We start from the raw sequence: 12,393 nt of genomic DNA, 5'->3' as shown, positions 1-12,393 counted from the left end.
TTAGTTTAGTTTTGTTGTCAGTATGACACTGCTGTTGGCAGGAACCTTGAGTTGCGTAGACCACTGCCCTTTTTCCTCTGTTAGGATATTTCGAAAACGACGTCCCTCCAAATTTAATTCTTTAAATCGGTCTAAGGATAATTCTTTAGCCGTCGTATTTTTATTGATTACATGCATTACCAACTCTTCCTTAGCTATTCTGAACAGCACATACACGCCATCATGAGGCGCAAAATGAACCGTTTCTCCTTCTGCAATGGCTTCGCTGTTTTTTCGGTATTGCAATAACTTTTTCACAAACAACTGCATTTCTTTTTGCTGTTTGCTCAGGCCAACACCGGTAAAAGCATTCTTCTTATCCCCTTGCCACCCCCCTGGAAAATCAGAACGGATGAGTCCGTGATCACCGGGCTTGTCAAAATCGTCCATCAGAATTTCGGTTCCGTAGTAAATTTGAGGAATTCGAGGGAGTACCAAAAGGTAACTCAAAGCCATTTTAGTCTTAGCCACCGAGCCTTTTAACTGCGTATGAATACGACTCATGTCATGGTTATCGAGGAAACACATAATAGCCTTCGGATTTGCATAGGCAAAATCATTAGCAAGTCCTTCGTATAACTTTACCAAGCCCTTGTCCCAGGCCTCTTCTTCCATGAGTGCTTGAACTATGGTTCGTTGCATGGCAAAATCCATAGTGGAAGGTAAATTTGACTCGTAGCCATCTTTATTTTTTGCTCCAGATTGCCAATAAGCAATTAGCAATGGATTGTAGCTCCACTCTTCTCCGACAATCGAAAAATTAGGATACTCTCTCATGATAGCCTTTGCCCATTGACTCATAAAATCCTTGTTTGGGTACGGATAGGTATCTTGGCGTATTCCTCCCAAATGCAGTGTTTCGACCCACCAAATACTATTCTGTATGAGGTATTTTGCCAAAAATGGGTTGCGTTGATTTAGATCGGGCATCGTAGCTACGAACCATCCTTCTTCATTTAATAACTGGTCGTGTTTCGACGCATAGGGATCTTGGTTTACCGTTCTTCGGTGATTAGTAAGCAATACTGTCTCGCCGTTCCATTCTGACCTGTGCTTCTCAAAATTCTCTTGATTGTTAATCCAGTTTCGGAATGGTAAATCGGACATCCACCAATGGTTCAGACCACAGTGATTTGCTACCTGATCCATAATTAATTTCATCCCGCGCTTGCGCAGCGCACTGGATAAGGCTTTATAAGTATCTAGGGTTCCAAATCGTGGATCCACCTGGTAGTAATCAGTGATTGCATAACCGTGGTACGAACTTTCCTTCATGTCATTGGTCAATAAAGGCGATGGCCATACAGCAGTGAATCCCATATCTTGAATATAATCTAAACTTCGAATGATTCCTTCAATATCTCCTCCGTGGCGTTTGTAGGCATTCTCTCGGTCTATACCTTGTTCACGCAGTGTTTTTAACGAATCGTTTTCAGGATTGGCATTGGCAAATCGATCTGGTGTTATCAGATAAATAGCATCTTTTGTATTAAAACCGCGGTACGAACGCTCCTCGTCATTTCGAGACTTTAACACATAAGTACTTTCTAATACTCGTCCATCACCATGCTTAAAACGCAATAGCAGTTCTCCTGGCAAGGCCGCAGCTGAAATCTTTAAATTTAAGAACACGTAATTAGGGCTATCGCCCTTGTCAAAGCTCAATAAGCTGACACCTTTATAAGCAACGCTGGGGAAGTAGTCTGCAATATTTGGATGTTTTACCATCAATTGCAGTTCTTGATTTTTCATTCCTACCCACCAATTCGGGGGCGCAACTCTTTCTAGCACAACCGGAATACTTTGTTCTGCCTTCGCAGACGTCGATTCTTCAGGCTTCTGAGCACAGCCCCATAAAATTAGTGTTAAAAAACAAACAATTACTTTATTCATAATTAGAAATCCTCGCAGTTTAGGCTGCGAGGATAGGGTGATTACACGGTAATCAAATTATTAGGGGGGACAATAATTTTCTTATCATTTACTACAATGGTCAACTCTTTATCTCCTTCTAGCTCGAATTCTGTTCCTTTTTTCTGAACAGAAACCTTTAATACTTGTCCTCTAAAGTTTACTTTAAAAGAGTAACCTTCCCATTGTGCTGGTATTTGAGGGGTAAAATTCAATTGATTTTCTTTTACGCGCATTCCTCCAAAACCTTCAATGATACTCATCCAGGTTCCGGCCATAGAGGTAATGTGCAAGCCTTCTTCTACCTCTCTGTTATAATCGTCTAAATCTAGACGAGAAGTTCTTAAATAGAACGTATAGGCCTGTTCCATTCTTCCTAATTTCGCAGCTTGTATACTGTGAACACAGGGTGAAAGTGAACTCTCATGTACTGTAAAAGGCTCGTAAAAATCAAAATGACGCTCTAATTCTTCTTGTGTAAAATCATCTTCAAAGAAATAGAACCCTTGCAAGGTATCTGCCTGCTTGATATACGGAGATCTCAAAATTCGATCCCAACTCCATTTCTGGTTAATAGGACGCTCTGTCGTTGGCAAATCAGCAACAGTAATGAGTTCTTTGTCTAAAAAGCCATCTTGCTGTAAATACACATCGTGCTCTTCAGAATACGGAAAAAACATCGCCGATGCTACTGTTTTCCATTCACTGAGCTCTTCCGATGCTAATCTAACTTTGCTACTAATGCGCGCGTATGCATCGGCATCTTCTTTGGCTACTTTCTCTACACATTTCGCTGCGTACTCCAAACACCATTTTGCTGCGTAATTGGTATACCAGTTATTATTGACATTGTTTTCGTATTCGTTAGGACCAGTAACTCCTAGTATTACATACTTCTTCTTTGCAGTAGAAAAAGTTGCTCGCTGTTTCCAGAAACGCGCAATACCAATGAGTACCTCTAAGCCCATTTCAGGAATATAGCTCTCATCACCTGTGTAACGTTCGTAGTTGTATATCGCAAAGGCAATGGCTGCATTACGGTGAATTTCTTCGAAAGTAATTTCCCATTCGTTATGGCATTCTTCACCATTCATAGTCACCATTGGGTAGAGCGCGGCACCGTTAGTAAACCCAAGTTTTTCGGCATTTTCAATAGCTCTATCTAACTGTTGATATCGATAAGCAAGTAGGTTTCTCGCTACCTTGTGCTCTTTGGTAGCCATGTAAAACGGCAAACAATAGGCTTCCGTATCCCAGTAAGTACTTCCACCGTACTTCTCTCCTGTAAATCCTTTTGGACCTATATTCAATTGGGCATCAGTTCCTAAATAGGTTTGGTTTAATTGAAAGATATTAAATCGAATACCCTGCTGTGCCTTCACGTCACCATCAATATGGATATCTGCCATATCCCAAATTGAAGCCCAAGCTCGTTGTTGAAGTTCCAGTAAACTATCGAAGCCAGCCTCTTTTGCTCGCTCGAGCACTGCAATTGCGGCTGATTTAAGTTCACTGGCAGGATGGTTTCTGTCAACAGTATACCCTCCGTATTTCACCGTCGTAAATACTGCATTCTTTGCCACATCAGCAGTATAGCTAATTGCTACTTTCCTATCCGTTGTCTTTGATGCTCCTGACAATTTCAAAGGAGCTCCATCCATAAAAAATTCTGACTCCATAAAGGTACAAACCTCAAAATTTGTCTTCATGGTATGTGAACGAACAAATCCTCGTTCTCCCTCAATAACAGCAGCGGTTACATCCCAGAACTTGTCATCCCAGTTGCTATCTTCATTGGTTATCCCTGCATCTATATAAGGTTCGTAAGCAATTGTCATGGCCTTACTCAAAGGCTCTATGCTGTAATTGATTACCCCTAACTCGTCAAGGTCTATACTCAAAAAGCGCTTGGTAGCCACCCGAATTTCCTCTCCATTTGGCAATACAGCTTCGAACGTTCTCGCTAACCAACCTTCTTTCATGTTTAGTTCTCTGCGGAAATTACGTACGTCCTTACAGCTAGCTAAGTCAAAGACTTCACCATCAATTCGAATGTGAATTCCAATCCAATTCGGAGCATTTAATACCTTGGCAAAATACTCTGGATATCCATTTTTCCACCATCCTACACGAGTTTTATCTGGATAATACACCCCTGCGATATAACTTCCTTGAAAGCTTGCTCCTGAATAATCTTCTTCGAAATTTGCACGCTGCCCCATAGCACCGTTTCCAATACTAAATAGACTCTCTGACGATTTTACGCGCTCTTTATCAAATCCTTCCTCTACGACGCTCCACTCATTCGGTATGATATAATTCTGATTCATTGTTTATATTTTCTTTTAGGACTTCTCCTTTAGTTTTTGTTTGTTTCTAATTAGTTCGACGCTATTATTGAGGAAATAAAATCGGTACTGATTTCGGTAAAGTCAGTAAAATTATAATCTGCCTCGTGCAATACTGCGGCATCCCCAATACCAATAGCGATCATATTTGCGCGCTTTGCGGCCTGAATTCCCGCTACAGAATCTTCAAATACCACGCAGTTTTCCGGCGCTATACCCAACTGACTGGCAGCTTTTAAAAAGACTTCTGGATCGGGCTTGGCCTTGGTAACATCATTACCATCAACAATAGTTTGAAACGTGTTCAACAATGCTACCTTTTCGAGAATCGCACGTGCATTTTTACTCGCGGATCCCAAAGCGATGCCCTGTTGTGATGTTGTTAAGTATTCCAATATTTTCGGAACATCTTCTAAAATTTCTTTTTCGGTCATCTCGGCGATATACGCCAGATAATCCTCGTTCTTTTTCGTCATTAATGACTGAAAGGCTTCATCGCTTATGCTCTTATCACCCCAGGCCAAAATCTTCTCTAATGACCTCACGCGACTCACGCCTTTTAGTTGTTCGTTCTGTTCTTCTGTGAAATCGATATCCATCGACTGTGCTAGCTTTTTCCAAGCTAAAAAGTGGTATTTGGCGGTATCGACAATGACACCGTCCAAATCAAAAATAAATCCTTTAGTTTGCATTATTCAGTTTCTGAATGATAAGTAATTGCGTTTTTATTTGTAATCAAAAAGTTACACAGACCAGCTATAATTAAGCTAATCCCAGCCACTGTCATCGCATTAATAGCCTCTTCACCTAGCAAGCCCGATACGAAGTTGACTCCCCCAAGTGAGGCTACGATTTGTGGGATTACGATAAACATATTGAACAGTCCCATGATCACTCCCATTTTTTTCGGATTTACCGAGCTAGAAAGCATGGCATAGGGCATGGACAATATGCTTCCCCATGACAATCCAATAAGTATAAAAGACAGTGTTAAGTATTCGTGTGAAGGAATGTATTTCATCATGATGAAACCAAATCCTCCTAAGATTAACGATACCATATGGACATACTTCCTATTGATTTTTCTCTTCGAAGTATACAATACCAACAACAGCGCAAAAGCCATAGATGACAATCCGTAAGTCCCCATATACGAACCTACTAAATTAGAAGATTCTTGAAAGGCAGTATTTACTTCTTCAAATCTGGCTGCTTGCTCAGGAATGTCCATATTGTATTCTGAAAGTACGGGTGCAGGTGTATTAAATACGTGCTCCGTCAGAGCGGGATTTGCCAAACTCCACATGGTAAAAAAGGCAAACCAGCTAAAAAACTGAACCACCCCTAATTTTTTCATGGTAGTAGGCATGCTTCCCACATTTTCTCTGATATCCGTCAGGAAACGATTTTTTTTCTTTCTTTCTTGTTCAAAGGCCTCCATATCTTCTGGAGGGTATTCTGATGTAGTAAAAACGGTGTAGAGTATACTCATTAAAAATACTCCCGCTCCGATAGCAAAAGCTACTTTAACAGACATCGGCACTACTCCCGAAGCAGCCGTGTCACTAACCCCCAATTCCGACAATAACAATGGTAATTTACTGGCTACCCAAGTACCTACACCGATAATCAATGTCTGTACAACAAACCCATAAGAACGCTGTGAATCGGGCAATTTATCCGCTACTAATGCTCTAAATGGCTCCATCGAGATGTTAATAGATGCATCGAGTATCCATAAAAAACCAGCAGCAATCCATAATGCTGAAGAATGCGGTACTAAAAACAGTGCTAAAGAGCTCAAAATTGCTCCAATTAAAAAGTAGGGTCTTCTTCGTCCCCATTTTGGACTCCAGGTATGATCACTTAAAACACCAATAATAGGTTGCACGAGCAATCCGGTTAACGGTGCTGCAATCCATAAAAAAGGAATATCTTCTTTTCCTGCTCCTAAGGTTTGAAAGATTCGAGACATAAAGCCTCCTTGTAGGGCAAAACCAAATTGAATTCCCAAGAAACCAAAACTCATGTTCCAGATTTCCCAGAAGCTTAACTTACGCTTGTTCATTATCGTAATTTATTAATTCATACTACGATAAGCGCTGTGACTTATCTAATTAAATGTGTGGAAAGTAAATTACTGATAAGTCTTATTCGGTGTAAATATAATGGTTTTCTTTTTGAAAATCCAAAAAAAAATGGGAATCCTAAGATTTACTGGATTCCCTAATTTTTAAATTACTCGATATTACTTTGGTTTGAGGCGCCTTGTTTTCTGTCTGATTTTCAATACGATCAATAAGCATTTCAGCGGCTTGCTTTCCCATGGTAAATCCGTGCTGTACCACCGTAGTAATTGACGGAGAAGCATATTCAGAGATCAAGCCATCGGTAAAGCCAATAATAGACACGTCTTCTGGAATACGCAATCCACGCTCTTTTGCTACGCGTATGGCCAATGCCGCATAAATTTCATTTACTGCAAACACAGCATCAATATCCTTGTCAAACAACGTTTCTATCTGTTTCTTGATATCTCCTTCTTCATCAATTTTAACTACGATATCTTCGTCGGCCCCGATTTGGCGCTCCTTTAGTGCCTTTTCATAGCCCATTCGACGTTCTAAACCTACAATGACGTGCTCAGGAGTAGTGAGCATTCCTATGCGTTTACAGCCGGTATCTAACAAATATTTTGTAGCCTTATACCCCGCCCCTACATCATCGACAATCACTTTATCACACGACAAACTGTTGTGCGTCCTATCAAACAACACTAAGGGCACCTGATTATCTATCAACCTATTAAAATGCTTAAAACTCCCTTTCTCAAGGGTTTCTTTGGCGAGTGAAACCAACAATCCATCTACGCTACCGTTGGTTAGCACATCAATTGTTTCTGATTCCTTTTGCGCTATATCATTAGAAAAGCAAACCATAATACTATAGCCCCGCTGCGAGGCTTCATGTTCAATTCCTTTGATGACTGTAGAGAAAAAATGATGTACAATTTGGGGTAATACGATACCAATAACCTTGGTTTTTTGATTTCGCAACTGCAAAGCCAAGTTATTGGGGCGATAATTATAATGATCTGCATAGGCCTTGATGCGATCTTTTGTCTCTTGACTAATCTCGTGACTATCTCTTAAGGCCTTGGAAACAGTGGAAGTAGCTACTCCAAGCTCCTTTGCGATTATTTTAATGGTAATTTTAGGTTTCATATTTTACAAAACTCATAATTTTTTTTAGCTTATTTTATCAATACGTTAAGTTAAAGTTAAAAAGTTATCAACACGAAAACGTTTTCGTAGTGTTTTCGGTAGCTGAAGAGCCATTTTTATTTCTATCTTCACCCTGTGGAAACTAAATTATTGATGGTTTTTCAAGGAAGAAAAACATACAATTTAACCTAAAGTAATGAAGGATTTAAAGATACTATTATCATGTCTACTACTACTCGTTTCTTCGATTTCTTTTGCCCAGCAAACGGTGACGGGAACGGTTTTAGAAAAGGCTACAGGCGAGGGATTGCCTGGAGCGAATGTAGTTATTAAAGGAACTACACGAGGTACATCTTCAGATTTTGACGGAAAGTTTAGCTTAAACAACGTTAAAACTGGAGATGTACTCGTTTTTACCTCTATTGGATTTCTTGAAAAAGAAGTAACCATAGGGAGTACATTTACTATTCAAGTCACCATGGAAGAAGACAGTCAACAGCTCGAAGAAGTAGTGGTTGTTGGATATGGAACGACTACCAAAAAAGATGCTACGGGGTCAGTTACGTCTATCAGTGCAAAAGACTTCAATAAATCACCAGTGGTCGGAGCCGATCAGTTACTCCAAGGAAAAGTACCAGGAGTACGTATCACTACGGCGGGTGGACAGCCAGATGCTGCACCTAATATCCGTATCCGTGGAGGGTCGTCACTTTCTGCAAACAACAATCCTTTGATTGTTATTGACGGAGTTCCTGTTGACAATACCAACCCAGCCGGAGTTAGTAACCCACTTACTTTGGTAAACCCGAATGACATCGAAAGTTTCTCTATTTTAAAAGATGCCTCTGCTACCGCTATTTATGGTTCGAGAGCTTCTAACGGGGTGATTATCATTACAACCAAAAAAGGGACACAAGGCGGTGTAAAATTTAACTTTTCAAGTAACGTTTCGATAGGTGTTGTAGGAAACACATTAGATGTAATGGATGGAAATGAATTTGTACAATTCATTCAAAAATACCACCCTACATATACCAACTCACTCGGTATTGATGATCCTTCAACTACGGCTACTGACAATCCTGCTACACCGCAAATAGAAGGAAGAATACTGTACAACACTGACTGGCAAGATGCCATTTACAGAACGGCTGTATCTACCAATACCAACTTTGGTGCGAGAGCCTTTTTATTTGACAAGGTACCTACTCGTTTCTCTATTGGACATACGAAAAGTGAAGGGGTGGTAAAAACAAGTGACTACGAGCGCTATACTATCGCGTTAAAAATGACGCCTAAATTTTTAGATGACAACTTAAAGGTAGACCTTAACTTCAAAGGTATTTACGCTGATAAGAATGCTATTGACGAAGGAGGCGCTCTTGGTGGAGCGGTAAACATGGACCCAACAAAACCTATTTACGACAACAGTGCGAGCGGTTTTGGAGGATATTACCAAACCACGCGTTTAAACGATGCCGATCCGAGTAAAGCGACCAAGTTATTATTGGACGGTCAGTTTAACCCAGTTGCCTTATTAAATCAACGTACGCGTCCGGAAAGAGTGTACAAAATGTTAGGAAACATTGAATTTGACTATACCATGCCTTTCTTACCAGAAATGCGCGGAATTCTAAATTTAGGATTGGAACGATCTAACGCTACTATTAAAGAAATCTTCACTGAGAACGCCATTGCTACTCGTCAATTTAACGAAAATGACAACAATCCTGCTACCAGTGCAGTTTTCAATCCAGGAGTGAACTACACAGAAGATCAAAACATCACCAACACTACCCTCGATGCTTATTTGGCCTATACGAAAACGTTTAAGTCGTTTATTTCTAAGTTAGACGTACAAGCCGGATACAGTTATCAGAACTTTAGAAACGAAGGAACAAAAGAAATTTTCAGATACAACGCAACTTCAGGTATTCGCGAGTTAACTCCGAATCCTCAAAATCCTACAAACAGGTATTTCAACGAGTTGAACTTACAATCGTTTTTTGGTAGAGCGAATATAGACCTCGCCAACAAATATTTGGTTACGTTGAGTTTAAGAGCTGATGGTTCGTCATTGTTCAGACCTTCAAAGCGTTGGGGCTACTTCCCTGCTGCTGCACTTGCTTGGAAAATGCAAGAAGAAGAATTTATCAAAAACATCAGATTCATCAACACGCTTAAATTGCGTTTAGGATGGGGTAAAACTGGACAACAAGACATCACAGGTGCTGTAGGGTTCTACCCTTCTATTCCGCTGTTTTCTCAGGGAAGCGCGAGTAGCCAGTACTTGAGTGGTGTTAATATCTACTCAGCAATCGCCTTCAATGAGAACCTTACTTGGGAAAAGGCGACTACTTATAATGTCGGATTAGATTTTGCTTTGTTTAACAACGTAATCGACGGTTCGTTTGACGTGTTCGAACGCAATACTTCAGACCTTTTAGCACGAACTCCTGTAGCACCAGGACAAGGACTTGGAAGTTCGTTCGTTAAAAATGTTGGTTCGACCAATACTCGTGGTTTCGAGCTTGCCTTAAATGCAAGTCCGATTCATAAGGAGAACTTCAGCTTTGACATCAATACCAATATTGCCTACAATAAAACGAAAGTGACAAGTTTAAAAGACGTGAGCTTAATTCCTTCAACGGATGGAGGTTTACCTGTTGGAACGGGCGTTAATTTGGCCTATACACCTGTCGGATTACAACCGCACTCTGCATGGGTATTCAAGCAATTATACAATGCCGAAGGACAACCTATTTGGGGAGCATTTGCCGATTTAAACGGCGATAAGAAAATTGATAATGACGACCGTTTTTACCGTCCGTTACGTCCGAACTGGACCTATGGTTTCGGATTGAATTTCACCTATAAAAACTGGGACTTTTCATCGAGCTTTAGAGGTCAATTTGGAGGATTGGTATACAACGCAAAAAAGCTTACCAATGGATGGAGAGATCGTTCAATACCACAAAACTCTACTAGTTTATCAAACGTACTGGATTTCAATAACGGAGCTTCTGATATCAATATCATCAACACCAATGGAAACGTGAAGTTTTCGGATTACTACTTAGAAGACGCTACTTTCCTTCGCTGTGAAAACATCGTTTTGGGATATCGAATGTCAAAGGTTTTAAAAGGAGCAAACATTCGCCTGTTTAGCTCAGTTAGCAATCCGTTTATCATTACGAATTACTCAGGTCAAGACCCGGAGAACTTCAATGGTATTGACAATAATTTTTACCCTAGACCAAGAACGTATACACTTGGTGTAAATGTAGACTTTTAATAATTAGATTATGAAGAAATTACTTATCGCAGTAGTCCTAGTTGCAACTACATTTACCAGTTGCCTCAACGACTTAAACACCAAACCAGAAGTAGAACTTACCCTAGAGCAACTCTTAGCACAAGACCCAGATGCTATCTCGGGAATTTTATCGAGATTGTACGCATCCTATGCCTTGTCGAGTATTAAAGGACCCGGTGAATCAGACATAGATGATAATGCAGGAGAATCGCCTTTTCTACGCGGAATTATCAACTTGCAAGATTTTACGGCAGACGGAATGAAAAACCGTTGGGGAGACGATGGATTAGATCAGTTGACAACAACGTCTAATTGGGACGAAAACAATAAATTTTTCCGTTATTTATACAATCGTATCTATTACACGATTCCGCAAGCAAACAACTTGCTAGCCGTTTTAAAGAACGTTACGGTTAACGATCAGGAAAATATCGTAAGTGAAGTGCGTTTCATTCGCGCCTTGGCATACTATTATTTGATTGACACTTTCGGGAAAGGAGTATTAGCTACAGAAGATAATATCGGTAGCTCATCACCATTACCACAGGCAAACAGACAAGAGTTATACAATTTTGTGGAGTCAGAACTCTTAGCCATCGAACCTAAAATTTCGGATGCCAATGGCTACGGAAGAGCTAACAAAGCGGTGGTTCAAATGTTACTTGCCAAGTTGTATTTAAATGCAGAGGTTTACACAGGTACCCCTAAATATACAGAAGCAGGAACCTTTATCAAAAAAGTTATCGATGCTGGAAGATATAGTTTAGCAGCAAACTTTGTCCAAAACTTCTCTGCTGACAACGACCAATCAACGGAGATTATCTTTCCTTTAATCGCCGATGCGGTAAACAGTCAAAGTTATGGAAACACAACTTATATCGTGAACGGAAGTCTTTCGGCAGACACGATGAATTTGGATGATTTTGGAGCTACTTCTGGTTGGGGAGGACACCGAGCAACCAGTGCTTGGTACGGAAAGTACTGCGGTGGTGTTACTGACCTCGCGCAGTTGCAAAGCTGTACCGATGTTCGCTCTAAATTGTTTTGGACTCAAGGGCATACTTTTGAAATGGCTGACTATAAGAAATGGACAGACGGGTATCCATCTGTAAAATTCAGAAATACAAAGTCGACAGGAAGCTCTACCTCTACTAACTTTTCAAGTACTGACTTCCCATTATTCCGCTTGGCAGATGCTTATCTTATTTACGCAGAATGTGCGCTACGAGGAGCAACTTCAGCAGATGCTGCTACCGCTTTAGGATATGTAAATCAGATTAGAACCAGAGCGAAAACAAGTACTATTAACTCAAGCCAATTGACCTTGGACTTTATTATCGACGAGCGTGCTCGTGAATTGAATTTGGAAGGACACAGACGTACCGATTTAATTCGCTATGGACGCTTTACTGGAGGGTCATATTTATGGCCTTGGAAAGGGAACACTGCAAATGGAACGTCAATTCCAGCGAATTACAAGTTATTCCCAGTGCCTTTTACAGCACTTGAGGCGAATCCAAACCTCACGCAAAACCCTGGATATTAATCACTAATC

At 40.5% G+C, this 12,393-nt stretch carries 7 protein-coding genes; 2 read left to right on the top strand and 5 right to left on the bottom strand.

Going from position 1 to position 12,393, the window contains the following annotated elements:
* From ACKTS5_RS09155 to ACKTS5_RS09135, 5 genes are all read right to left on the bottom strand, one after another.
* Entirely contained in the window at positions 1–1,932 is a 1,932-nt protein-coding gene (locus ACKTS5_RS09155) for a glycoside hydrolase family 13 protein (protein ID WP_408043568.1), read from the bottom strand.
* A gap of 41 nt (positions 1,933–1,973) precedes the next feature.
* Positions 1,974–4,280: a glycoside hydrolase family 65 protein gene (locus ACKTS5_RS09150; RefSeq protein ID WP_408043567.1), complete on the bottom strand. Its 2,307-nt coding sequence runs from the start codon at positions 4,278–4,280 to the stop codon at positions 1,974–1,976.
* Between the two features lie 50 nt (positions 4,281–4,330).
* Positions 4,331–4,990, bottom strand: coding sequence for a beta-phosphoglucomutase (gene pgmB, locus ACKTS5_RS09145; protein ID WP_408043566.1), 660 nt, complete (start codon positions 4,988–4,990; stop codon positions 4,331–4,333).
* Complete coding sequence (locus tag ACKTS5_RS09140) at positions 4,990–6,366, bottom strand: MFS transporter (protein WP_408043565.1); 1,377 nt, start codon at positions 6,364–6,366, stop codon at positions 4,990–4,992. The genes pgmB and ACKTS5_RS09140 overlap by 1 nt, the downstream gene beginning before the upstream one ends.
* 139 nt (positions 6,367–6,505) lie before the next feature.
* Positions 6,506–7,522 carry a LacI family DNA-binding transcriptional regulator gene (locus ACKTS5_RS09135; protein WP_408043564.1) on the bottom strand — a complete coding sequence of 339 codons (1,017 nt, stop codon included), beginning with the start codon at positions 7,520–7,522 and terminating at the stop codon, positions 6,506–6,508.
* 196 nt (positions 7,523–7,718) lie between these two features.
* Between ACKTS5_RS09135 and ACKTS5_RS09130 the strand changes: the two genes are divergently transcribed.
* Positions 7,719–10,817, top strand: coding sequence for a SusC/RagA family TonB-linked outer membrane protein (locus ACKTS5_RS09130; RefSeq protein WP_408043563.1), 3,099 nt, complete (start codon positions 7,719–7,721; stop codon positions 10,815–10,817).
* A gap of 10 nt (positions 10,818–10,827) precedes the next feature.
* Positions 10,828–12,384 carry a RagB/SusD family nutrient uptake outer membrane protein gene (locus tag ACKTS5_RS09125; RefSeq protein ID WP_408043562.1) on the top strand — a complete coding sequence of 519 codons (1,557 nt, stop codon included), beginning with the start codon at positions 10,828–10,830 and terminating at the stop codon, positions 12,382–12,384.
* Positions 12,385–12,393: the final 9 nt, after the last annotated feature.

It is taken from the genome of Tenacibaculum litopenaei (assembly GCF_964514025.1).
Classification (GTDB): Bacteria; Bacteroidota; Bacteroidia; order Flavobacteriales; family Flavobacteriaceae; genus Polaribacter; species Polaribacter litopenaei.
This window is presented reverse-complemented; position numbering and strand designations above follow the sequence as displayed.

What these genes read in the sequence shown, in the direction of transcription:
- ACKTS5_RS09155 (WP_408043568.1), bottom strand. Translation starts at nt 1,932, where the DNA reads ATGAATAAAGTAATTGTTTGTTTTTTAACACTAATTTTATGGGGCTGT.
- ACKTS5_RS09150 (WP_408043567.1), bottom strand. Translation starts at nt 4,280, where the DNA reads ATGAATCAGAATTATATCATACCGAATGAGTGGAGCGTCGTAGAGGAA.
- pgmB (WP_408043566.1), bottom strand. Translation starts at nt 4,990, where the DNA reads ATGCAAACTAAAGGATTTATTTTTGATTTGGACGGTGTCATTGTCGAT.
- ACKTS5_RS09140 (WP_408043565.1), bottom strand. Translation starts at nt 6,366, where the DNA reads ATGAACAAGCGTAAGTTAAGCTTCTGGGAAATCTGGAACATGAGTTTT.
- ACKTS5_RS09135 (WP_408043564.1), bottom strand. Translation starts at nt 7,522, where the DNA reads ATGAAACCTAAAATTACCATTAAAATAATCGCAAAGGAGCTTGGAGTA.
- ACKTS5_RS09130 (WP_408043563.1), top strand. Translation starts at nt 7,719, where the DNA reads ATGAAGGATTTAAAGATACTATTATCATGTCTACTACTACTCGTTTCT.
- ACKTS5_RS09125 (WP_408043562.1), top strand. Translation starts at nt 10,828, where the DNA reads ATGAAGAAATTACTTATCGCAGTAGTCCTAGTTGCAACTACATTTACC.